This is a genomic window from Streptomyces coeruleoprunus (assembly GCF_039542925.1).
Lineage (GTDB): Bacteria > Actinomycetota > Actinomycetes > Streptomycetales > Streptomycetaceae > Streptomyces > Streptomyces coeruleoprunus.
Genome location: NZ_BAABIT010000001.1, coordinates 7,368,786 through 7,393,450, shown reverse-complemented (window position 1 = coordinate 7,393,450; position 24,665 = coordinate 7,368,786). Strand labels below are relative to the sequence as shown.

The following is a 24,665-nucleotide window of genomic DNA, read 5'->3' as shown; positions in this document are numbered from 1 at the left end:
GCACGGTTCGGGCGGCCCCCGTGGCTCCGAACGCGTCGTGCGTGCTGGTCGGCCGTAACAGGGTCTCTCCCCCACCCTCGCCGATCTGCCGTGCGTGAGGCGGCCGCCGACGCCGGCGCGGAAGGCCCATCACTCTCAGAAGAGGACACCCGCATGAGAAAGTCCTGGCTTCTCCACCTGATCACGCTTGTCGCCGTCGCGCTCGGGGTGACGGCGGCAGGTGTCGCCCCTGCCTCCGCCGCCTCCGACACACCTCTGCGGGTCATGCCGCTGGGCGACTCGATCACCTGGGGCGTGGGAAGCAGCACGGGCAACGGCTACCGGGGACCGTTGTGGAACATGCTCGCGGCGGACGGCCACCCGGTGGACTTCGTCGGCACGGGGCGGGCCGGTTCGATGTCCGACCCCGACAACGAAGGCCACTCCGGATACCACATCAACGAGATCGCCGCCCTCGCCGACGCCTCCCTGACCCGCTACCGGCCCAACGTCGTGACGCTGCACATCGGCACCAACGACCTCATAGGGGCCTCCGGGCCCAACGCCGCCATCGCCGAGCTGAAGTCGCTGGTCAACCAGATCACCGCCGACGTCCCCGACGCGACCGTCCTCGTCGCCTCCCTGGTCGTGTCCACCAACAGCTCGGAGGAGCAGTGGCGGGGCACGTACAACCAGGCCATCCCCCAGATCGTCAGCGAGGCACAGGCCGCGGGCAAGCACGTCGCATCCGTCGACATGAGCGGCCTGACCACGGCCGACCTGGCCGACCCCCTGCACCCCAACGACTCCGGCTACCGGAAGATGGCCGACGCCTTCCACCGCGGCGTCCAGGCCGCGGACAGCGCCGGGTGGCTGAGGAACCCCGCACCCGCCCCGGCACGCGTACAGTCCGGCATCACCGGCAAATGCCTGGACGTCAACGGCGCCGGCAGCGCCGACGGGACCGCCGTACAGACGTGGAGCTGCGGCGACGGCGCCAACCAGTACTGGTCCGCCTACACCGACGGCACCCTGCGCTCCCTGGGCAAGTGCCTCGACGCCGCCGGCTGGGGCACCGCCAACGGCACCAAGGTGCAGCTCTGGGCCTGCCACGGCGGCGCCAACCAGGTGTGGCAGCCCTACAACGGCGGCTACCGCAACCCCGCCTCCGGCCGCTGCCTCGACGTCCCGGGCTCCACCACCGCCGACGGCACACAGCTCCAGCTGTGGGACTGCCACGGCGGCGCCAACCAGAAGTGGACGACTCTGACCGCCGGATGACCCCTCGTACCCCGGACCTGAGCCCCTTCCGGGCTCAGATCCCGGCAGGACATCGGTGGCGGGCACCGTCGAAGCGCTTCGCCGATGCTGCTCTCTCCGATAGCGCGCCCATGAACCGGCACTGAAGACAGTCTCGCGGTAGGTGCCCTTGTTTCTCGCGAAACTTGTCCGTTAGCTTAAACGCGGGATAGTGAAGCGCTTCGACAACGCCCGCTGTCCGGCTTGCGGGGGCCGCGAGCCGGTGTCCGGAGCAGCTCGCAGAGCACATCGCGCCCCGCCCTCACCGCCGTCTCCGGCCCCGCACAGGTCCGTCAGAGCACGACTCGACACTCCGTACCCGAGGAACCCGCCCGGCACCGACCTCGAAAGGGCCGCCATGACCAAGGAACAAGGGGCCTTCCACTGGGGGCACGAGGCCCTTCACCTCGACCTCGTCCTCGATGACGACGGCAGCCCGCGCCTCACGCACCTCGGACTGCCCGGCGAAACGCGGAGAGTCCCCGGCGCATCCCTCCCCCTGGTGGAGGTGACGGCCGCGGGTCACGGCCGCGACTGGTCGGGCAGCCGCCTGATCGGGACCGCTCTCGGCGGGCGGCTGCGCCACCGGGCCCACCACGCGGCCCGCGACGGCGACTGGCACACGCTGACCGTGCAGCTCCACGACCCGGAAACCGGGCTGGCCGCGGAGGTGGCCTACCGGTCGCCGGACGGCATTCCCGTGCTCCGCAGTGAAGTGACGCTGCGCAACGAAGGGCAGGCCACCTTGCACCTGGAGTCGGTCAGCTCGCTCGCGGTGGGCTGCCTCACCCCACGGGACCCGGCGGCCGTCGACGCCGCCGACCTGCTGTGGGCGGACAACGACTGGCTCGCCGAGTGCCGCTGGCAGCGACAGCCGATGCGCCGCACCACACCCGGCGTCAGCGGGCAGGTGACGTACGGGCACGGCAAGGCGGGCTTCGCCCTGAACGGACAAGGCACCTGGTCCAGTTGCGGACACCTGCCCATGGGCGGCCTGACGGACCGGCGCACCGGACGCAGTTGGGTGTGGCAGGTCGAGCACAACGGCGGGGGCTGGCGCTGGGAGTGCCAAGAGCACGACGAGGCGGCCTACGCTGCGCTGTTCGGGCCCACCGACACCCACCACGGCTGGCGGCACCCCCTGGAACCCGGCGCCGTCTTCCGCACCGTACCCGCCGCACTGGCCTTCAGCGCCGACGGCGGCCCCGGCTCCGCGTTCGCCGCGCTGACCCGCTACCGCCGCGCCCAGCGCCGCCCTCATGCCGACCACCAGCGCCTGCCCGTCATCTTCAACGACTACATGAACTGCCTGATGGGCGACCCCACCACCGACAAGCTGCTGCCGCTGATCGACGCGGCGGCCGAGGCCGGCGCCGAGCACTTCGTCATCGACGCGGGCTGGTACGACGACGGTGACGGCGGCTGGTGGACCAGCGTCGGTGCCTGGGAGCCGGCCGCCTCTCGCTTCCCCGGCGAGAAGGGGATCCAGGAGGTACTGGACCATATCCGCCGACGCGGCATGGTTCCCGGCCTGTGGCTGGAGCCGGAAGTCATCGGCGTCCACAGCCCCATGGCCAAGTCCCTGCCCGACGAGGCGTTCTTCCGCCGCGACGGCGCCCGCGTCACGGAGACCGGCCGGCACCACCTGGACATGCGCCACCCGGCCGCCCGTGCCCACCTCGACCGGGTCGTGGACCGCCTGGTCGGCGAGTGGGGCGTCGGCTACCTCAAGCTCGACCACAACATCGACCCCGGCTCCGGCACCAGCGCCCACCCCGGCGAGACCCCCGGCGACGGCCTGCTCGGCCACAACCGGGCGCACCTCGAATGGCTCGACGGCGTCCTCGACCGGCACCCGCACCTGGTGGTGGAGAACTGCGCCTCCGGCGGCATGCGCTGGGACGACGCCATGCTCTCCCGGCTGCAGCTGCAGTCCACCAGCGACCAGCAGAACCTCCACCTCTACGCGCCCATCGCGGCCTCCGCGCCCACCGCCGTCACCCCCGAACAGGGTGCCGTATGGGCGTACCCCCGGCCGGAGGACTCCCTCGACGAGGTGGCCTTCACCATGGCCAACGCGCTGCTCGGCCGGATCCACCTCTCCGGCCGTATTCCCGAACTCGAGCGGGAGGCCCGCGCCCTGGTCCACGAGGCGGTAGCGGTGTACAAGGCCATCCGCGCCGATCTGCCGCAAGCCGTGCCGTCCTGGCCACTGGGCCTTCCTGCCTGGGACGACCCCTGGATCGCCCTGGCCATGCGCACGCCCGCCACCACCTACCTCACGGCCTGGCGCCGCCCAGGAACCGACGCCACGGCGACGCTTCACCTGCCCCACCTGCGGGACACCGCCGCCCGTGTCGACCTGCTCTATCCCTCGGTCAGTCGGGCCGATTCCGCCTGGCTGCCCGACACGGCCGAGCTGAGCCTGACCCTGCCCACTGCGCCGTCCGCCGTCCTGCTCCGCATCACCCCCACGGCCCCCGGCGCTCCCTGAAGCACCCCCACCACACCACGACTTCGTCACAAATCGACGAGAGGACCTATCGGGTGCCGGCACTGCGCCGGCCGGACCGACGCTTCGCCAAGCGGCTGGCGCGACCCGGGCCGCCGCCGAGGGCACGGAGAAGGCAGTACGGTCGGCGGTCAGTGTTCCGGCTTCCGCCATCGACGAGGGCTTGTACGTCGCACCAGGGCTTCATCGAAGCGCTTCAACGAGGGGATGGACAACACGACAGGCTGGGGCTAGGGTCGGCGTACATTTAACGCGGAAGTGATACGCTCGCACGATCGAAGCGCTTCATAAGGCTGGGAGAGCTGGATGGTAACCCTCGCCGAGGTCGCCCGGCACGCCGGAGTGTCGGCGAGCACGGTGAGCTATGTCCTCAGCGGCAAGCGGCCCATCTCCGCGGCCACCCGGCTGCAGGTCGAGCAGAGCATCCGCGAGCTGGGATACCACCCGAACGCGGGCGCGCGGGCCCTGGCCAGCAGCAGGTCGAACATCATCGCGCTGATGGTTCCCCTGCGCACCGACATGTACGTGCCGGTGATGATGGAGATCGCCATCGCGGTCGCCACGACGGCCCGGACGCACGGGTACGACGTGCTGCTGCTGACCGGCGAGGAGGGTCCCGAAGCCGTCCGCCGCGTCACCGGCAGTGGGCTCGCCGACGCGATGATCCTCATGGATGTCGAGCTCGACGACGAGCGGTTGCCGTTGCTGCGCGGCACCGACCAGCCGTCCGTGCTGATCGGGCTGCCCGCCGACACCTCAGGACTGACCTGCGTCGACCTCGACTTCAGGGCGACCGGCGCGTTGTGCGTCGAGCATCTGGCGATGCTCGGCCATCGCGACATCGCCGTCATCGGCGAGGCCCCCGCGGTCTACGAACGCCACACCGGCTTCGCCGAGCGCACCCTCGTCGGAATCCGTTCCCGGGCACGGGAGTTGGGCCTCAGGGTGTTGCACCGGCCGTGCGAGGGCGGCTACGAGGCGATGGCCGCCATCCTCACCCGCATCCTCGATGAGCGCCCGGGCACCTCCGGGTTCGTCGTGCAGAACGAGCAGGCGGTCGAGCCACTGCTCGCCCTGCTGCGCCGGCAGGGCCGCGCCGTCCCCGAGGACGTGTCGGTGGTCGCGATCTGCCCGGAACAGGTGGCCGTCCAGGCCTCGGTGCGGCTGACGTCGGTCTCCATCCCCGCGCAGGAGATGGGCCGGCAGGCGGTGGAGCGTCTGGTCGCCAAGATCGACGGTCACGCCACCGACGAAGTCTTGCTGATCGCACCCGAGTTGACGGTGCGGACGAGTACCGGATCGGCGCCCTGACGCGTGGACCGGTGAGACGTACGGGGCGGTGCGACCGTGACGGTCGACGCCCCAATGGACCTCATCCCGCTGTACCTGCGGACGGGGCACGGTCGTTCGGCCAACTTCCGGTCACCGCAGGCGAGTTGGACGGGATAGATTGGCCGGGTGTCCTCGTCTCCGCTCGCCCTCGCCCTCGCCAATCTCCTGGTGCGCCCGGCCTTCGGCTCCCGACGCGATCCCGGCCGGGTCTTCGACAGCATCGCCGCGGCCGCCGGGGAGGCGCCCGGTGACCGCCAGTTCGTCGACGACTTCCGGTCGCTGCTGGGCTGGTGGGCGAATGCCGACCGGCTCACCCCGGTCGGCTGGCAGTCGGCGCAGACGCATGTGCGCCGGCATCTCACCAACCGGGCCCGCGTCCGGCGGCTGGTCGCCGAGCATCCGGAGATCGAGCGGGAGCCGATCGAGAAGCCGGTGTTCGTCGTGGGACTGCCGCGCACGGCCACCACGGTCACGCACTCCGTGCTGTCGATCTCGGACGAGCACCGCTGTCCCCTGCTCTGGGAACTGCTCACGCCCGACCTGGACCTGCCGCCCCGGCAACGGCGGAAGGCGATCACCGCCGGGCGTCGGCTGGTCCAGGGCGCCGACCTCTTCGCGCCGCGCTTCCGCGACATCCACGCGATGGCCGCCGAGGGTCCCGAGGAATGCACGTTCGCCCTCCCGCACGCCCTGATGCCGTTCTCCCAGGCCCGGATCCCCGAGTACCAGGACTGGCACTGCGAGCGGGACTTCGTCCCCGACTACCGGTATCTCAAGCAGGTCTACCAGGTACTGCAGTACGGCCGCCCGCGGCGGCGCTGGATGATGAAGTCCCCCATGCACCTGGAGAATCTGGACGCACTGCGCACGGTGTTCCCTGACGCCACGATCGTGTGGTGCCACCGCGATCCGGTCACCGTCGTGGCGTCCTTCTGCTCTCTGGTCGAGCACGGCATGGCCGTCAGCACCCGCCCGCTCGACCTGGAGGGCATCGGCGCCACCTGGCTCGGCCTGCTGAGCCGCGCCATGACACGCGGTCTCGCGGCCCGGGCCGACATCCCGCCGGAGCAGTTGGTGGACGCCCCGTACTCCTGGCTCGGGTCCGACCCCGCCACCGGTGCCCCCAAGCTCTACGCGGCCGTCGGCGCTCCGTGGACGGAGGCGGACGCGGCCCGGCTCCCCGCGGCCGTCGCCCGCCCCAAGGGCGCCCGCAAGCACACCTACGACCTGAGCCGCTACGGCCTGAGCCGCTCCGATGTCGAGTCCGCGTTCGCGGACTACAACACACTGCGGGCCGAGGTCGACCACGCCTGAGGAGAACGAAGAAGAAGGCCTGACTTCGATACGGACCGTGCGAGCCGGCCGCAGATCCGCCGTCACCCGGACGGGCCGCCCAGGTCAGTTGTGCCTACCGGTGCGGACGGTGCCGTGGACGGGCCCGACGACAGCGGTCATGGCCGGAGCACCGCCACGCCGTAGCGGCCGAGGGTGACCCGGTCGGTGACTGACGTCCCCGTGAGGAGATCGTGGTGAGTGCCGGGCACCTCGACGGTCACCGGCTCGCGGCCGTGGTTGAGCACGAACAGCGCCTCGCCCCAGCGGACGGCCTCGACCTCCTCGGGGAGGCCGTCGAGCACCGGCCGGACGCCCGCGGCGGAGGCGATCCGGGCCAGCAGGTCGCGCAGCGCCTCCGGCTCCGGGAGCGTGGAGACGTACCAGGCCCGGCCCTTGCGCAGGACGGCGGGCAGTCCGTCGAGTTCACCGCCCTTGTACGGGACGGTCTCGTCGGCGGAGCCGTCGCCCTCCAGCTCCTCCGACCACAGGGACGCCGTGAAGCCCTCGCAGGTGACGGTCTCCCCCGCGTCCAGCGGCCACCACTCGTGCAGGGTGCGGATGCCGAACAGCTCGCGCAGCCGGGGATCCATGCCACCGGCGCGGACCCGGTCGTCCTCGTCGGCGACGCCGGTCTGGAAGCCGCAGACGAGGGTGCCGCCCCTGCGGACATGGGCGAGGAGGTTGTCGATCGCCGCGTCGGTGAGGGCGTAGAGCTGCGGCACGATGACCACGGAGTATGGGGTCAGGTCGTGCTCGGGGTGGGCGAAGTCGGTGGTGAAGTGCGCCTGCCAGAGGGCTCGGTGCCAGGCGCGCAGGACGTCCGGGTACTCCACCTGGCCGGACAGGCGGCCGTCCTGGGCGCCGGCCCACCAGGCGTGCCAGTCATGCAGGATCGCGATGTCCGCGGTGATGTTCCGGCCGGCCGTCTCGGCGGCGATCCGCTCCAGCTCCGCGCCGAGCCGCTTGACCTCCTGGTACGTCCGGCCCTCCTCCCCGGCATGGCTGACCATGCCGGAGTGGAACTTCTCCGCGCCCTGCCGGGACTGCCGCCACTGGAAGTAGCAGACGGCGTCGGCACCCCGGGCCACGGCCTGCAGGGACCAGAGCCGGTTGAGGCCCCGGGGCTTGGGGTGGTTCACGCCCCGCCAGTTGACGGGCCCGGCAGCCTGCTCCATGAGCATCCACGGCCCGCGCGCCTGGGAGCGGGTCATGTCCTGGACGAGGGCGCCGCTCTGGGCGCCCAGCGGGTCGCGCGGATCCGGGTAGATGTCGACGGAGACCACGTCCTCCTCCTCGGCCCAGCGCCAGGCGTCCTGGCCCATCCACAGCGGCATGAAGTTGCTGGTGACCGGGATGTTCGGGGTGTGGCGGCGCACGATGTCCCGCTCGGCGACGTAGCACTCCAGGAGCATGTCCGAGGTGAAGCGCCTGAAGTCCAGCACCTGGGTGGGGTTGCGCATGTAGTGGGGCAGGCGGGGCGGCAGGATGCCGTCCCAGGTGTCGTAACCCTGGCTCCAGAAGGCGGTGCCCCAGGCCTCGTTGAGGGCGTCGAGGGTGCCGTACTTCTCGCGCAGCCAGCGGCGGAAGGCTGCCGCGGCCTCGTCGCCGTAGTCGAAGGTGCAGTACTCGTTGTTGATGTGCCACATCGTCAGCGCCGGGTGGCCGGCGTAGCGGGCGGCGAGGTCCTCTGTGATGGCGGCGGCGTAGCGCCGATAGGTGGCGCTGGAGTGCGAGAAGTGCTGCCGGCCGCCCCACCACTCGGTGCGGCCGTCCTCGGTGACGGGCAGGGTGTCCGGGTGCAGTCGGCCCATCCAGGGCGGGGGCGAGGAGGTCGGGGTGGCGAGGACGACGCCGATGCCGTTGTCGTGCATCAGGTCCATCAGCGTGTCCAGTCTGCCGAACTCCCTCGCGCCCGGCTCCGGTTCCAGCGCCGACCAGGAGAAGACACCGAGGGTGACCGAGTTGACCCCGGCCGCCTTCATCAGCCGGACGTCCTCGTACCAGGTCTCCTCGGGCCACTGCTCCGGGTTGTAGTCGCCGCCGAAGAGAAGGCGGCCGCGGGTCGCGTCGCTCAGGCCGGGCATCAGACGGGCTCCCCGTACTGCACGCCGCGCCCGTTGGTGCCGACGTAGACCCGCCCGTACACGCGCGGATCGCCGGTGATGGCCCGGCCGATCCAGCCCCACTGGTGCTGGTCGTCGTTGATCCGTACCCAGCTCTTCGCCTCGTCGTCGGAGCGGTGGACGGCGTTGAAGCCCTCGGTCGCGCCGACCATGTAGACCGCCGGGTAGGTGGCGCCCGGGGCGGCCTTGCCGAAGCCCAGGGTGTGCGAGGACCGGCAGCTGCCGACCCTGGTGAAGGTGGCGCCCCCGTCGGTGGAGCGGTACAGCCCGGCCTCCTTCGCGCTGAGCCACAGGTCACCGGAGCGCCCCGGGGCCGCGGTCAGCTGGAACTGCGGGTCGCCCGAGGGCAGGTCGGTGGCCGTGGGGGTGAAGGTCAGGCCGCCGTCGGTGCTGGCGTGGACCGTGCCGGCCGTCGTGTCGTAGCCGTAGAAGAGCGCCGGGTCCACGGGGTCCGCGACCAGGACGGCGCCCTTCGGGACGGAGGTGGCCTCGGACCAGGTGGCGCCGTTGTCCGTCGAGCGGTACGCCGGGTTGACGGTGCCGTTCGAGGACCCGAGGGACCACAGGAGCACGCTGCCGTCGGCGTTGGTGACGATCGGGCCGGGCGCGTCCTTGGCGGCGGCCGGCTGTGACGCGAAGGGCGACCAGGTCTGTCCGCCGTCGTCCGACCAGGCGCCGTTGGCGCTCCCGCTCCAGCCGGTGCGCACGACGTACGAGGGTCGGGCAGCGGCCTGGGAGAGTCCCGTCGTCGACCCGAAGACGGGGTTCGACGCCATGCCGCGTGAGGGGGATGCCGTGAGCGACTCGTGGTACATCACGCCGATGTCGCCGTTGCCGCTGATCAGATGCGCCTCTCCGACCGGCGGCGAGATCAGATGGAGGATGGCGGTCTCCTCCAGGCCGCGGATCTGCGGAGCCCAGCGCCGGAGGTCGCGCGTGCCGTACAGGGTCGCGCCGGTGCCGTAGACGACGTGCCGGGAGTCGAACGGGTCGAGGCCGAGGGCCTGGATCCACCAGCCGAACTTGGGCTTGTCGCCACCCCACTTGAGGTAGGGGGTCTCGGAGACGTCGAGGACGGCCTCGTCCTTCAGGGACGTCCAGGTGCGGCCGCCGTCGGTGGAACGGAAGACGGTGTCGATCTCGGACCAGCGGTTGTTGGTGGACACGACGAGCGTCCCGGGCCGGCGGGCGTCGACGGCGACGCCGCCGTAGCCGAAGGCGTCGGTCCCGCCGTCGCTCGTCACCCCGCCGGGCTTCACGGGGGTGACCTCGGTCCATTTCCCGTTCGTCGTCCGCAGCTTGTGCACGCTGCCGTCGGACTGCCCGTTGGGGCCGGGGGCGTTGGCATACGTCACGTACAGCTCTCGGGTGAGGCGGTCGTACGCGGCTCGGACCGGCACCCTCGCGGCGGTGCCGGCCGGCTGCCCGGGGACGGGCTCCCACGTCCTTCCGTCGGACGTGCGGTAGAGGTTGGGGTGGTCGGCGGTGCCGTCGGAGTCGCCCCAGCCGGCGTAGACGGTACGGCCCGCGGCGACCAGGAGGGTGATGCCCTGGCCGGTGGCGCTCGGGGTGGCCGGGAAGTCCGCGGGCTGCCACGTGGCGCCTCGGTCGGTGGACTTGAGCAGTCCGTCGTGCCGGGTGCCGAGCCACAGCGTGTCGCAGTCCCGCGGGTCGACCAGGAGCCGTTCACCGCATCCGCGCCCGTCCTCGTTGGCTCCGAGCTTCACGGTGAGGTCCGTGCGCTTCCAGGTGGCACCCCGGTCCTCGGACCGCAGCACGGCCCCGTTGCCGGCCCAGGGCTGCGTGTACGTGCCGAGGGCCAGGTACAGGCGGTTCCGGTGGGCCGGGTCGACGGCCATGGCCTCGACGCCGAGAAGGTTCCAGTCGTCCCAGCCGAGGTGGTCGGTCAGCGGGATCCAACGGTCGGTGCGGTCGTCCCAGCGGTAGGCGCCCCCGATGTCGGTCCTGGCGTAGGCGAGCCCTCGTACCGACGGGTGGAACAGCACGCCGCTGATGAAACCGGTGCCGCCCATGACGGCGCCGCGCCACCGGTAGCCGCTCTCGGCGACGGACGAGCGGGCGGCGGCCTGCGCCTGCCCCGAAACCGCGGGCAGGGAGACGACCGCGGCGGCGGCAGCGGAACCGGCAAGAACGGAGCGCCTGCTGAGGTGGAACCTGCTCATGACATACCTCTGTCCTGACGAAAGGGGAGATCGAGCTGGGATCAGGGGCGCGGGGCCGTGTCGATGTGCGGCTCCGGCGCGTGGGCGCGACCAGAGCGTCAGCCCTTGATGGCTCCTGTGAGCATGCCCTTCTTGAAGTGCCGCTGGACGAACGGGGAGGCGACCGCGACCGGGATCAGCGCGAGGACCATGACGGCCATCTGCAGCCCCAGGGCGGAGAGTTGGCCGGTGCGGACGGCCTGCTGGAGGCCGGTCGGCGCCTCGGTGTTCTTCTGGACCAGCTGGATGAGCACGTTCTGCAGCGGCATCATCTCCTGGTCGTTGAGGTAGATGGACGCGTTGAACCAGGCGCTCCAGTACCCGACCGCGTAGAACAGCGAGATGACGGCCAGCACCGCGCGTGACAGCGGCACGATGATGGTCAGCAGGATGCGCATCTCGCCGGCCCCGTCGATGCGGGCGGACTCGGTGAGTTCGGGTGAGATCCCCATGAAGAAGGCCCGCAGGACGAGGATGTTGAAGACGCTGACGGCGCTCGGCAGGATCAGCGACAGATAGGTGTCGGTGAGGCCCAGCGACTGGACCAGAAGGTACGTCGGAATGAGGCCGGCCCCGAAGAACATGGTCGCCATCATGGCCATCAGGAAGAACCGATGGCCCAGACTCCCCGGCCGCGACAGGCCGTAGGCCGCCAGCACCGACACCGTCATCGAGAACAGCGTGCCGGCGAGCGTGACACCGACCGAGACCATGATGGCCCGGCTGACCTGGCCACCGCTGAGCAGTTCGGTGTAGTTGACGAAGGTGATGCCCTGGGGGATCACGACGAGGCCGCCGACCTCGTCGATCACGGGCTTCGGGGAGAGGCTGGTGACGATCACGATCCACAGCGGGCCGAGCACCCCGAGACAGCAGAGCACGAGGAAGCCGCCCTTGGCGGTGAGTCCCGCCTTGCTCGGCGGCTCCTCCCACACCGGGCGGGCGGGAGCCTTGAGGCTGCGGATGAGCTGCGTGTTGAGGCTCACTTCTTGTACACCCCCTGCTCGCCCAGCAGGTGCGCGAACTTGTTCGCGCCCAGGACGAGACAGACTCCGATGAGTCCCTTGGCCAGGCCGACCGCGGCCGCGTAGCTGAAGTCGCCGTTCTGGATACCCATGTTCCACACGTAGGTGTCGAGGACCTCGCTGGCCCCTGCGCCGACCGCGTCCCGCTGGAGCAGGAACTGCTCGAATCCGACGCTCAGCGCGTCGCCCACCCTGAGGACCAGGAGCAGGGCGATCACCGGGCGCAGCGCGGGCAGCGTGACGTGCCACATGCGTCGCCAGCGCCCCGCGCCGTCCATGGCGGCGGCCTCGTACAGGTCGGTGCTGACGGCGGACAGCGCGGCGAGGAAGACGATGATCCCCCAGCCGGCGTCCTTCCACACGGCCTGCGCGGTGACCAGGTACTTGAAGAGGTCCGCGTCGGTCATCAGGTCGAAGCCGCTCCACCCGTGCTCCTCGAGGGTCTGCGCGATGATGCCCGCGCCGCCGAGGATCTGCTGGAACACGGTGACGACGAGGACCCACGAGAAGAAGTGCGGGAGATACATGATCGCCTGTGCCACGGCCCGCACCCGGGGCCGGATCACGCTGTTGATGACCAGCGCGAGGGCGATGGGGACGGGGAAGAACAGCACCAGTTGGAGCACGAACAGGACGATGGTGTTCTTCGTGGCGCTCCAGAACAGCGGGTCGTCGAACATCCGCGAGAACTGCTCCACGCCCACCCAGGGGCTGTGGAAGACCGCCGTGATGCCGTTGCTGGAGACGTACGGGTCGTAGTCCTGGAAGGCGACGACGTTGCCGAGGAGCGGGACGTAGTTGAAGAGGAGGAGCAGGGCGATGACGGGCGAGGTCATCAGGATGAGCGCGCGGTCGCGGCGCCACCGGACCCGGAAGGGGACCTTGCCCGCCTTGGCGGTCCTGCGCGGCACGCTCTCCTTCGCGGTGGCTCCGGCGACCGCCGCCCTCGGTTCCTCGACGACCGCGGCGGGACGCGTCCCGTCGGGCCTGCTCCCGGCCGTGAGGGACATCAGTTGCCGCTGCCGTTCTTGTCGAGGAGCTCCTTGTACCAGTCGCGCAGCTTGTCGCCGCCGGAGGACTTCCAGGTGGAGATGGCCTGCTGGATGTCGGAGAGCTTCTTGTTGCCGCGTACGAAGTCGATCTCCAGCTGCTCGAACTGGCTGGAGAGGGTGGCGTACCGGCTCGGCTCGACGATGTTCATGCCGTAGGTGGAGGTCTTCTTGACGAGAGCGCCCTGCCGCTGCTGCCACTCGACCTGCATGCGGGCGATGTCGGGGAGGTCGGGGTGGGCGGTGTAGGGGGCCGGGGCCGCCAGCAGCACCCAGGCGTTGTTCACCTCCTGGATGCCCTGATCGTTCTTGACCGGGGCGCCGTTCGCGACCGTGTAGTGGGTGCCCTCGACGCCGTAGTCGACGAACATCCGCTCCTTGGTGCCGTAGGGTGCCGCCGCGAAGTTGGCCGCGGCCAGCGCGTTCTCGACCGTCTCCTTCGAGGCGCCCTTGCGGATCATGGACCAGATGCCGGCGGGCTGGCCGGCGTACAGCGTCGGGCTGCCGCCGTCGGCGCCGAAGTAGTCCATGCCGCCGATCTCGAAGTCCGGGTTGGACCGGGCCTGTTCGGCGGTCTTGCCGTACCAGGAGGACATGTCGTTGTTGTAGACCAGGATCTGTCCGGCGGTGAACCGCTGGCTCGGGTCGCCCGTGTTCGCCTTGTCGTCGGGATGGACGACGCCGGCGGCGAACAGCTTGCGGACCCACTCCAGATGTTCGAGGTACTGGGGGTGCTCGATGCGGTACGTCAGCTTGCCGTCGTTCCCGATGTTCCAGCCGAGCGACCCGGCGGGAAGGACGCTGAAGAAGCCTGCCGCCGACCACCTCATGTCACCGCAGGCCCACACCTTGGCCTTGGCGCTGGTGGCCTCCTTCGCCCAGCTGAGGAACTCGTCGGCCGACGTGGGAACGGTGTAGCCCTTCTTGTCGAAGACGTCCTTGCGGTAGTAGGGCACGATGCCGGGCACGGGGGCAGCGGGCATCGGGATGCCGCGCAGCGCGCCGCCGAAGATGCTCATGCGCCAGGAGTCGGTCGGGATCGCGGCCAGGTTCGGGTACTTCTTGACCTTGTCACCCGCCAGATAGGGGCCGAGGTCCATGAACTTCGCGGTGACCGCGTTCGAGATCTTGCCGACCAGTTCCCAGCTCGGCACGACCACCATGTCGGGTATGGAGCTGGAGGCGAGAACGGCACCGAGCTTCTCACCGTAGGTGTTGCCGTCCTGGTTCTGCCAGGTGATCTTGGTGCCCGCCGCGGCGTCGAGCGCCGTGTAGTACGCGCACCCGGGCTTCGGCGGGGTGCCCCAGAGCGGGGCCATGATCTCGAGGGGAGCGCCGGTGCCGAGCCTGGTCGGGACCGAGGTGGCGAGGGCCGCGAGGTCGACCTTGCCGGTGTACCCCGCTGACGAGCCGTTCTTCGACGGAATGTCCGGCTTGGCGACCGTGCTGGCCACATAGGTCGGGAGCAGCTTGTCCGCGGCCTTGCCCGACGTGGCACCCTCTCGCGACCCGCCGCCCTCCGCATCGCTGCAGGCGGTGAGGAGCGGCATTCCCCCCGCCACGGCCGCGGTGGCGACCGCCGTGGAGGCGAGGAAGCTTCTCCGGCTCAGTCCGGAGGAGGCGGCATTCGGCGTCATTGCGTCAACCCTTCGTGGCGCAGCTGGACACCCGGCGGTGGGCCGTCGGCTGCGGTGTCATGACTGGAACTGGCTGAGCTGAAAGCGGACATCCGGCCACTGCGACGCGATGCGCAGTCGAAGCGCTTCGATGTTGCAGTGAGGTTAAGTGAACACCCAGGGGCGCACAAGAGTCGCTTCCAAGATTCCTCCGAGGGCCGGGCGGCGACTCTTGGCCACACCCTGTCCGCCCTTTTGGATGCGATGGCGCTGCTCTCTTGACACGCGCCCTGCGGCCTGATGAGCATCGAAGCGCTTCAAAAGCACTCGCCGGTCCACCTCAAGGGGATCCCACGTGTCCGCACACACGCCGCACACACCACTACCTTTCCGCGATCAGCAGCTGACTTTCGCGAAGCGCGTCGACGACCTCCTGTCGCGGCTCACCCTCGACGAGAAGATCGGATTCCTGCACCAGTTCGCGCCCGCCGTGGAGCGGCTCGGCGTCGCCGCGTTCCGCACCGGCCAGGAGGCCCTGCACGGCGTGGCCTGGATGGGGCCGGCCACCGTCTTCCCGCAGGCGGTGGGCCTGGGCGCGACCTGGAACACGGATCTCGTCCGACGGGTCGGCGAGGCGGTGTCCAAGGAGGTCCGCGCGATGCGCGCCCGCGACGACCGCGTGAGCCTGAATGTCTGGTCCCCGACCGTGAACCTGCTGCGCCACCCTCTGTGGGGCCGCAACGAGGAGGGCTACTCGGAGGACCCGAAGCTCACCTCGGCCATCGCCACCGCCTATACGCACGGCCTGCGCGGCGAGCACCCGACGTACTGGCGCACCGCGCCCGTCCTCAAGCACTGGCTGGCCCACAACAACGAGACGGGCCGCGACGTCACGTCCTCCTCGGTCCGCCCGCGCGTCCTGCACGAATACGACCTGCGCGCCTTCCGCGAGACGGTCGAGGCGGGCGCCGTGGCCGGCGTGATGCCGGCGTACAACCTGGTCAACGGCCGCCCGAACCACGTCTCGCCCTATCTGAGCGAGCATCTGCGCACCTGGACCGACGAGGAGCTGCTCGTCTGCTCGGACGCGGGCGCGCCCTCCAACCTGGTCGACTCCGAGCACTACTTCGACACCCACGAGGAGGCGACGGCCGCCGCGCTGCTCGCCGGCGTCGACAGCTTCACCGACCACGGCACCGACAGCTCGAAGATCACCGCGCGGGTCCGCGGCGCCCTGGAGCAGGGCCTGCTGACCGAGTCTGACGTCGACGCGGCGGTACGCCGCCAGCTCTCGGTCCGTTTCCGCCTCGGCGAGTTCGACCCGGAGTACGACCCGCACGCGCTCACCACGGCCTTCGACACCCCGGACCACCGGGCCCTCGCGCAAGAGGCGGCCGAGCAGGCGGTCGTGCTGCTCAAGAACAGCGGTGGCCTGCTGCCGCTCGCGCCCGGCACCCGGCTCGCGGTGGTCGGCCTGCTCGCCGACGAGTGCAAGCTCGACTGGTACAGCGGCACGCTCCTGCACCGCTGTACGCCGCTGGCGGGCCTGTCCGAGCGGTTCGGCTCGGAGCGCGTGCAGTTCGCGGAGGGCGTGGACCGGATCCTGCTGAAGACCTCGGCCGGAACCTTCCTGCACGTCCCCGAGGCGGACGCCGACGACGAGGCGCGCGGCGCCGAAGGCGCCCTCGACCCGGCCCTGCTCGCAGGCCGGACGGATCTGCCCCCGCTCATCACCGGGGCGACCGGCACCGAGCTCTCCCTCATCGACTGGGGCGAGGGCGTGCTGACCCTGCGCGCCCCCGACGGCCGTTATCTCTCCGTCGCCGAGGACGGCCGTGTCCGAGCCTCCGCCGACCAGCCCGGAGGCTGGTTCGTCCAGGAGACGTTCCGACTGGAACCGCACGAGAACGGCCACCTCCTTCGGCACATCGGTACGGGCCACCCCCTCTCTGTCGCCCCCGACGGCCTGAAGGTTGCCGACGGAAACGGGGAGATCTTCGAGGTCGTCGTCGTCGAGAGCGGCGAGGACGCGGTGCACAGGGTCGCCTCGCAGGCGGACGTGGTGGTGGTGGTCGCGGGCAACGATCCGCACATCAACGGACGCGAGACCGAGGACCGTACGACCCTCGCCCTCCCCGCCCACCAGGAGCGCCTCCTGCGCGCGGCCCGCACGGCCAACCCGAACACGGTGCTGGCGCTGGTCTCGTCGTACCCGTACACGGTCGATCACGCGGAGGTGCCGGCGCTGCTGTGGACGGCCCACGGCGGCCAGGCGGCCGGCAGCGCCCTGGCCCGGATCCTGGCCGGCGACGTCTCCCCCGCCGGCCGCCTCCCGCAGACCTGGTACGCCGACGACTCCGACCTGCCGGGTCTCCTCGACTACGACGTGATCGGCGGCCGCCAGACGTACCTCTACTTCGAGGGCACGCCTCTCTTCCCGTTCGGCCACGGCCTGTCGTACGCGTCCTTCTCCTACGAGGGCCTCACGACTCACATCGAGGACGGGACACTGCGTGTGTCCTTCACGGTCGCCAACACCGGTGATGTCATCGCGGACGAGGTCGCCCAGCTCTACACGCGGGCCATGGAGCCGTCGGTGCCACGGCCCCGCAGGGAACTGGTCGCGCACCGGCGTGTGACGCTCGCGCCCGGCGAGGTCACGGAGATCGCCTTCCGGGTGCCGATGTCGGCCTTCGCGTTCTGGGATGTTGCGCAGGGACGACACCGGGTGGCACCGGGCCTCTACGAGATCCTCGTCGGCGCGTCCAGCGAGGACATCCGCCTGGCCGGGACCGTCGGCCTCGACGGCGAGCCGTCCGTCCCCCGGCCGGTCATGGTGGGCGGCCTGGACGCGGTGGACTTCGACGACCAGCGCGACACGGAGATCGTGGACCGCGCGAAGACGTCGGGTGACTCCGTCGCCCCTGTGACCGGCCTGAGGGGCGAGCTGGTGTTCCGTGACTGTGACTTCGGAGAGGGGGCCGCCGGGATCACGGTGGAGGCCGCGGGTGAGGGCACGGTCGAACTCTCGCTGGGTGACGGTCCGGTACTGGCGGCGCTCACGCTTTCCCCGGTCGCAGCCGGGCCCTACGACTACGCCACGGTGAGCGCCCCCGTCGTCGTGGCGGCCGGTGTGCACGACGTCCGCCTCGGGCTGCGTGGCCCGGTGCGACTCGCGCGCGTCGCGTTCACCGCCTGAGGTCTCCCCGTCTGAGGTCTCCATCGATCCCCTGTGCAGAGGAGTCGCCGCAGAGGGGTCCGGCACCGGAAGGCTTCGGTGCCGGACTCGGCTTCTTCAGGTCTGCGTTCGACATGGTCGGTCACGAACCGGCCGGGACCGGCCGGGACCGGCCGGCCGGAGACCGACGCCGGGCTCGTCGCCGAACTGTCGGCCTGTTTCCCGTGACGGGGCGGCGGAACGTCACCGGTCCTCCGCGGCGGCTCCTGGTGCGGCGGCGAGGACACGGACGTCCCAGACACCGAGCCGCAGCGGCGTACCGGCCGGGGCCACGCTGCCGTTCAGGCGTCGGTCAGGCCCACCGGCGGCCTTGGCGGTGGCGGGCTACCGTCTCCGTTTCCGGACGACATGGACGCGCCGGCCGTCGGGGGCGGTGCCGGTGGAGGTGGCAGTGGCAGTGGCAGTGGAGACGGTGACGGTGACGGTGACGGAGTCCAGCAGGCGCTGCCGGGCGCGGTGCCCACGCACGTGACGCTGCCCGCGCCGTGGCGGCGGGTGGTGACGGCGGGCCGGCGCCCGAAGTGCCGGGGGGCCTACTCGGCCGGGACGTCGGCGTCCTCGACGGCCGGGCCCTCCACCCAACGGGTGTCCGCGCGTCGCCCGGCACCTGGAGCGGGCTGTCCGGTGCGGTGCGCAGCGGCAAGTCGGCTGCTGAACTCGTCGTACCGGACGCCCGCCGCCCGAACCAGTCAACGCCGGTCCGGTTGTCGGAGGTGCCGCCGATGGCTTGGGCGTTGGTCTCCGTGATCAGGAACGGCTCCCGGCCCGAAGTAAGGACGCGGTTCGCCGCGATCGACGCCATCCGGGGGTGCGGCTCACCGTGGACCCCGCGGACGGCAACGACGGCTCTCTGGTGACTCATGGCAGCAGCCCCCGAGGGACCGTCGAAGCGCTTCACTTGATGACGCAAGGCAGTGAAAACCTTCTCAGCCAAACAAGAGGCCGTACAGCGATGGACCCTTCCTTCTTGCCAGGCATTGACATCATATCCGGGTAGTGACAGCGTCGAAGCGCTTCACTGACCGATGTCTCTCAGCTCGTGAGGTGTCCCTCCCGTGGGTTCTGCTTCCCAGCCCGCCGTCCGTCGGTGGCCGTTCCCCGATCCCGCGCTCCCGGGGGACCAGCGCGTGGACCACCTGATGCAACGCCTCACACTCGACGAGCGGATCACTCTGCTTCACCCGGGCGCGCCGACCGTCGAGCACCCCGAGGACGCCTCCTTCCGCGCCTGGACGGACCAACGGCACGGCGGGGCCTGGCTCGGCGGGGCCACTGCAGGTCCGCAGGCGATGGGACTCCGCGCCATCTTGGACAGGGACTCCATCCCCCTACCCGTGTCTCCCACCGGTCTCGATCACCGAGAACGACCAAACCGAGGACGGCACCCTCGCCCCCGACGGCCCGGTCCATGACCCGGACCGGATCGCCTACCCGGCCAACCACCTCGCCGCCGTCGCGGATGCCGTCGCGGCCGGGGTGGACGCTCACCCGAACGCCCAAGGACAGCTACCACTGGTACCGGGGCCTGATCACCGCGCACCGCGCGCGGACGGAGGAAACCACCCGATGAAGTTCACCGACGGCTACTGGCTGATGCGTCCCGGAGTGACCGCGCGCTACGCCACCGAGGTCGCGGACGTCCGGGCCGACGAGCACCGGGTAACCCTCTACGCGCCGGTGAAGCACGTGCGCGGCCGCGGCGACACGCTCAACAGCGCGTTGCTGACGGTCGAGTGCTGGTCGCCGGCCGAGGGCGTGATCGGGGTGCGTGCCACCCACCACGCCGGCTCGGTGCGCCGGGGGCCGGAGTTCGCACTGCCCGGCGCGCGACCGGATGTGGGAAAGGTGTACCGGGACGGCGCGGTGGTCGAGCTCGGTGCGGGTGAGCTGTCGCTGCGGGTGGACACCTCCCAGCCGTGGCGCCTGGAGTTCTCCGCCGGCGGCCGGGTGCTGACCTCCGTGGGCGAGCGCGGCATCGGCTTCGTCACCGACGCCGCCGGCCGGCACCACATGGTGGGCCAACTCGCCTTGGGCGTCGGCGAGCTGGTCTACGGGCTCGGGGAACGCTTCACCCCGTTCGTCCGGAACGGGCAGTCCGTGGACATCTGGCAGGCGGACGGAGGCACCAGCAGCGAGCAGGCCTACAAGAACGTCCCCTTCCACCTGACGAACCGCGGCTACGGGGTCTTCGTCAACCACCCCGGCAAGGTGAGTTACGAGGTCGGCTCCGAGGCGGTCGGCCAGGTGCAGTTCAGCGTCGAGGACCAGTCGCTGGAGTTCTTCGTCGTCCACGGCCCCACCCCCAAGCAGGTCCTGGAGCGTTACACGGTCCTCTCCGGCCGCCCCGCGCTGCCGCCGGCCTGGGCGCTGGGCCTGTGGCTGACGACGTCCTTCACCACCGACTACGACGAGGCCACCGTCAACCGCTTCGTCGGCGGCATGGCCGAACGCGGCATCCCGCTGAGCGTGTTCCACTTCGACTGCTTCTGGATGCGCGGCTACCAGTGGTGCGACTTCGCGTGGGACGCCGACACCTTCCCCGACCCGGCCGGGATGCTGGCCCGGCTCAAGGAGCGGGGGCTGCGGATCTCCGCCTGGATCAACCCCTACATCGCGCAGAAGTCGGCACTCTTCGAGGAGGGCATACGCGCGGGCCACCTCGTGCGGCGCCCGGACGGCAGCGTGTGGCAGTGGGACCTGTGGCAGCCCGGCATGGCGCTGGTGGACTTCACGAACCCCGCCGCACGCGACTGGTACCTGGCGAAACTACGCGCCCTGCTCGACCAGGGCGTCGACTGTTTCAAGACCGACTTCGGCGAGCGCATTCCCACCGACGTGGTGTGGCACGACGGTTCCGACCCGGAGCGGATGCACAACTACTACACCCACCTCTACAACGAGGCGGTCTTCGAGCTGCTGCGCGAGGTGCGCGGGGACGGCGAGGCGCTGCTGTTCGCGCGCTCCGCCACCGCGGGCGGCCAGCAGTACCCGGTGCACTGGGGCGGTGACTGCGAGTCCCACTTCAACGCCATGGCCGAGTCGCTGCGCGGCGGACTCTCCCTCGGCCTGTCCGGCTTCGGCTTCTGGAGCCACGACATCGGCGGCTTCGAAGGCACCCCGACGCCCACCGTCTTCAAGCGCTGGGTGCAGTTCGGGCTGCTCTCCTCGCACAGCCGCCTGCATGGCAGCAAGTCCTACCGTGTGCCGTGGGACTACGGCGAGGAGGCCGTCGAGGTCACCCGCGAGTTCACCCTGCTCAAGCATCGCCTCGCCCCCTACCTCCAGCGCGCCGCCCAGCAGGCGCACGCCACCGGCGTCCCGGTGATGCGCGCGATGGTGCTGGAGTTCCCCGACGACCCGGCCGCCGCCACGCTCGACCGGCAGTACCTGCTCGGCGACGACCTCCTCGTCGCCCCCATCTTCACCGACGACGGCACGGTCGACTACTACGTACCCGAGGGCACGTGGACCAACGTCCTGACCGGCACCCGGGTCACCGGCCCCCGCTGGGTCCGCGAGCAGCACGACTTCCGCACCCTGCCGCTCCTCGCCCGCCCCGACTCCGTCATCCCACTCGGCGCCGACGACCAGCGCCCCGTCTCCGAGTGGGCGGACGGAGTCGAGCTGCGGGTGCACGCCTTCGCCGACGACACCGAGCGCACCGTCGTGATCCCCAGCACCGACGGCCCCGGGCAGGCGGCCCGCTTCCACCTGCGCCGCCGTGGCGGCCGCCTGCACGTGGCCACCGACAGCCCGCACCCGTGGCAGCTGCGGATCGGCGGCCCGAACGCAACGTTGCACACCCGGCCGGCCGGCACCTCGGAGGCCGACCTGCCGTACCCGGCCTGAACCCGACAGCCGGGGCGGGGTCCCTGCGGGGCCCCGCCCTGGACACGGTTCCTCGCCGACGCCTTCGATGCCCACCAACCGACGCATGCCGCCATGCGTCGTCAGGCCAAGCGACACCTGGGCCCCGGTCAACTGGACGCCCTGCTATGAACGGATTGGTCGAGCACGACGGGCGACAGGCGACCTGGACGGCAGGTGCAGAGGTCCACGATCAAGATCCGGCCCATTCCCGGTCCACGCTCCGCTCCACAGGCCCGCCGAGCACGGTTTCCGCAGGTCAACGTCCGTGTACCTCCTGTACCGCCGCAGACGAAGAACCTGCTGCTGTCGTACTCCACGAAGAAGCTGGGCTTCTTCTAGAGGCACGAAAAGAGGCGCCTGACCTGGTCTTTTGCCCGTCAGGCGCCTTCAGCCGGACCCGCTTGGAGCTAGGTTCGTTTTGTGCTGCAACTCCCAGTTCCTCCCACTGTTATCCCGCTTCTGACCAGCGCTTCCGGACCAGCGCGGACCAAAACTCCGACTCAGCCTGCAGGCGCCGTGTCCTGGCTGACGCGTTCCCACTCCTGCATGGACCGCTCGATGAGGCGGTTGGCCTGCTCCCGGACGCCGTCCAGAAACTTGGCATAGCGGCGGAAGAGACCTCGATGCTCTGGTCCGCTCGGCGAGCGCATTCGGCCGGGTCCACACCGGAGTACAGCCAGAACGAGATCCCGGCGTGCCGGACATCGCAGGGCGGCTTGGCCAGTTCGGAGGCGAGCTCCGTGCGGGTCAGGACGTACTGCCGAGCCCGCGCCCACGTCGACTACCCTCGCGGGTGCGGGGACGACACGACCGGGCCCGTAGCCCCTTGCGGATCCGGGAACTACCCCTGCGGGTGCCGGGACGACCGGCCTCCGGGACCTCCCGCGTCCTTGCCGTCCGAACTACCCCCGCCGGTGCGGGGACGACGGGCCGCCCGCCTGGGCGACAATGGAGACGTTGGAACTACTCCCGCGGGTGCGGGGAGGACCCGGGCGGCGGCGCCAGCGCGGTGACTGTGCGGGAACTACCCCCGCGGGTGCGGGGACGACGGGTTCGCCATCGAGGTGAGGTGGGCTGTGGCGGAACTACCCCCGCGGGTACGGGGATGACCGCTCGCGCTCGACGTACAGGTCGCACCCGGGCGAACTACCCTCGCGGGCGCGGGGACGACCAGTGGGGCCAGCGATATGGGGCGTACCGTGGCGAACTACCCCCGCGGGTGCGGGGACGACCGGCGCGAGCGCCACCATCAGCTCACCGAAGGCGAACTACCCCCGCGGGTACGGGGACGACGGTCTGTCCGCGACCGAGTACGGCCTGTCCTGGGAACTCCCCCCCCCCGCGGGTACGGGGACGACATGTCGGTGCGGGGCAGGCGCCGCATGTCGTAGGAACTACCCCCGCGGGTACGGGGACGACTCCGGGGGCGCACGCCGTTGTCAGGAATCGAGAGAACTACCCCCGCGGGTGGGGGGACGACAGCAGTTCCTCCGCCGTGCGCTGCTTCGCAGGCGAACTACCCCCGCGGGTGCGGGGACGACCTTCCCTTCCGGGAGGGCAGGGGGTATCTCATTGAACTACCCCCGCGGGTGCGGGGACGACCCCTGTTCTCCCTTCGGGGAGGGCAGGGGGCGCGAACTACCCCCGCGGGTGCGGGGACGACACGCTGGCCGCCCCGAAGGGCACCGGTCCCGGAGAACTACCCCCGCGGGTGCGGGGACGACGCTCGTCCCCGTCGTACGGCTTGGTGTGGGCGTGAACTACCCCCGCGGGTGCGGGGACGACGCACGACCGGAGAGAGCAGGCCCGATGCCCTGGGAACTACCCCCGCGGGTGCGGGGACGACACCGAAGGGCTCGACGCCCGCATGCACCACCTGGAACTACCCCCGCGGGTGCGGGGACGACGAACTCGGTGGTCCGAGGCCGCCCGGGTGATCGGAACTACCCCCGCGGGTGGGGGGACGACACCTCGTCGGGCGAGAACACGCCGAGGCTGCGGGAACTACCCCCGCGGGTGCGGGGACGACGACAGGGTGTCGGCGCGGATCATCGCGTCGGCGGAACTACCCCCGCGGGTGCGGGGACGACGGCATCGGCGGGTACCCGAGCCGCTCCATGACCGAACTACCCCCGCGGGTGCGCGGACGACACGATCTCCGGGAAGACGACGTCGCGGAACTGCGAACTACCCCCGCGGGTGCGGGGACGACGTCTCGCCGGATCCGCCCAGGGGCCCGGGCAGGGAACTACCCCCGCGGGTGCGGGGACGACACCTCGCACCCCAGCCAATGGGTCTCGATGCCGGAACTACCCCCGCGGGTGCGGGGACGACATGCGGCCAGGCGGGCCGCCCTGCGACCCTCGGGAACTACCCCCGCGGGTGCGGGGACGACCGCCGCGTCGACGGCCGCGCCGGTCATGCCGACGAACTACCCCCGCGGGTGCGGGGACGACGTGTGCGGCACCAAGCCCGAGTTCCTGTTCGTGGAACTACCCCCGCGGGTGCGGGGACGACGCCGTCATTGGGCAAGCTCCGCTGTACCGACTGGAACTACCCCCGCGGGTGCGGGGACGACCCTCCGCTGGTAGCGAGGGCCCAGCCGCCGGTCGAACTACCCCCGCGGGTGCGGGGACGACGCGCCCGGGACCGGCCGCCCCGAGGTGTCCCTGGAACTACCCCCGCGGGTGCGGGGACGACGAGTAGGTACTGGAGTCGAGGATCCACACGCTGGAACTACCCCCGCGGGTGCGGGGACGACAACCTGGAGACGTTGGCCTACCTGGAACCGCTCGAACTACCCCCGCGGGTGCGGGGACGACGCGGAGGCGGACACCGTCCCGGCCCGGGCGACGGAACTACCCCCGCGGGTGCGGGGACGACGTCTTGAAACCGCTATGGCGCTCTAGCGCACTCGAACTACCCCCGCGGGTGCGGGGACGACCCTTGGGTGTCGGGATCAGTAGAGCCGGGGTCGGAACTACCCCCGCGGGTGCGGGGACGACTCAGTAGAGCCGGGGTCGTTGACGACAACCTCGGAACTACCCCCGCGGGTGCGGGGACGA

11 protein-coding genes and 1 CRISPR repeat array (1 of these 12 only partly in view) are annotated in these 24,665 nt (G+C 70.9%); of the genes, 6 read left to right on the top strand and 5 right to left on the bottom strand.

What is annotated here, in order from left to right; translation table 11 throughout:
- Window positions 1–153: 153 nt before the first annotated feature.
- The 4 genes from ABEB09_RS33020 (at window position 154) to ABEB09_RS33005 (ending at window position 6,436) form a co-directional block, all read left to right on the top strand.
- Window positions 154–1,260 (top strand): ricin-type beta-trefoil lectin domain protein, encoded by a 1,107-nt coding sequence (locus ABEB09_RS33020; RefSeq protein ID WP_345693594.1) that lies wholly within the window; start codon window positions 154–156, stop codon window positions 1,258–1,260.
- Between the two features lie 376 nt (window positions 1,261–1,636).
- Window positions 1,637–3,772, top strand: coding sequence for an alpha-galactosidase (locus tag ABEB09_RS33015; RefSeq protein WP_345693593.1), 2,136 nt, complete (start codon window positions 1,637–1,639; stop codon window positions 3,770–3,772).
- Between the two features lie 324 nt (window positions 3,773–4,096).
- Entirely contained in the window at window positions 4,097–5,101 is a 1,005-nt protein-coding gene (locus ABEB09_RS33010) for a LacI family DNA-binding transcriptional regulator (protein ID WP_345693592.1), read from the top strand.
- A 147-nt stretch (window positions 5,102–5,248) separates the two neighbouring features.
- Window positions 5,249–6,436, top strand: coding sequence for a sulfotransferase family protein (locus ABEB09_RS33005; RefSeq protein WP_345693591.1), 1,188 nt, complete (start codon window positions 5,249–5,251; stop codon window positions 6,434–6,436).
- Window positions 6,437–6,573: 137 nt separating this feature from the next.
- Here the strand turns inward: ABEB09_RS33005 and ABEB09_RS33000 are convergent, their stop codons facing one another.
- From ABEB09_RS33000 to ABEB09_RS32980, 5 genes are all read right to left on the bottom strand, one after another.
- The gene (locus ABEB09_RS33000; RefSeq protein WP_345693590.1) at window positions 6,574–8,541 is read right to left on the bottom strand and encodes a beta-galactosidase; all 1,968 of its coding nucleotides are present in this window, start codon (window positions 8,539–8,541) and stop codon (window positions 6,574–6,576) included.
- Window positions 8,541–10,763, bottom strand: coding sequence for a 1,4-beta-glucanase (locus ABEB09_RS32995; protein ID WP_345693589.1), 2,223 nt, complete (start codon window positions 10,761–10,763; stop codon window positions 8,541–8,543). The genes ABEB09_RS33000 and ABEB09_RS32995 overlap by 1 nt, the downstream gene beginning before the upstream one ends.
- Window positions 10,764–10,861: 98 nt before the next feature.
- Complete coding sequence (locus ABEB09_RS32990; protein ID WP_345693588.1) at window positions 10,862–11,788, bottom strand: carbohydrate ABC transporter permease; 927 nt, start codon at window positions 11,786–11,788, stop codon at window positions 10,862–10,864.
- Window positions 11,785–12,837 (bottom strand): ABC transporter permease, encoded by a 1,053-nt coding sequence (locus ABEB09_RS32985; RefSeq protein ID WP_345693587.1) that lies wholly within the window; start codon window positions 12,835–12,837, stop codon window positions 11,785–11,787. The genes ABEB09_RS32990 and ABEB09_RS32985 overlap by 4 nt, the downstream gene beginning before the upstream one ends.
- The gene (locus ABEB09_RS32980; protein ID WP_345693586.1) at window positions 12,837–14,513 is read right to left on the bottom strand and encodes an extracellular solute-binding protein; all 1,677 of its coding nucleotides are present in this window, start codon (window positions 14,511–14,513) and stop codon (window positions 12,837–12,839) included. Before ABEB09_RS32980 ends, ABEB09_RS32985 begins: the two co-directional genes overlap by 1 nt.
- Before the next feature lie 334 nt (window positions 14,514–14,847).
- On the opposite strand from ABEB09_RS32980, the gene ABEB09_RS32975 reads away from it, so the two are divergent.
- Both ABEB09_RS32975 and yicI read left to right on the top strand, forming a co-directional pair.
- Window positions 14,848–17,691, top strand: a complete 2,844-nt coding sequence (locus tag ABEB09_RS32975) for a glycoside hydrolase family 3 C-terminal domain-containing protein (protein ID WP_345693585.1) — start codon at window positions 14,848–14,850, stop codon at window positions 17,689–17,691.
- Between the two features lie 1,605 nt (window positions 17,692–19,296).
- Window positions 19,297–21,579, top strand: a complete 2,283-nt coding sequence (yicI, locus tag ABEB09_RS32970; RefSeq protein WP_345693584.1) for an alpha-xylosidase — start codon at window positions 19,297–19,299, stop codon at window positions 21,577–21,579.
- Between the two features lie 1,411 nt (window positions 21,580–22,990).
- A CRISPR array of direct repeats spans window positions 22,991–24,665; the repeat unit is 28 nt; unit sequence GAACTACCCCCGCGGGTGCGGGGACGAC; it runs 366 nt beyond the window's last position.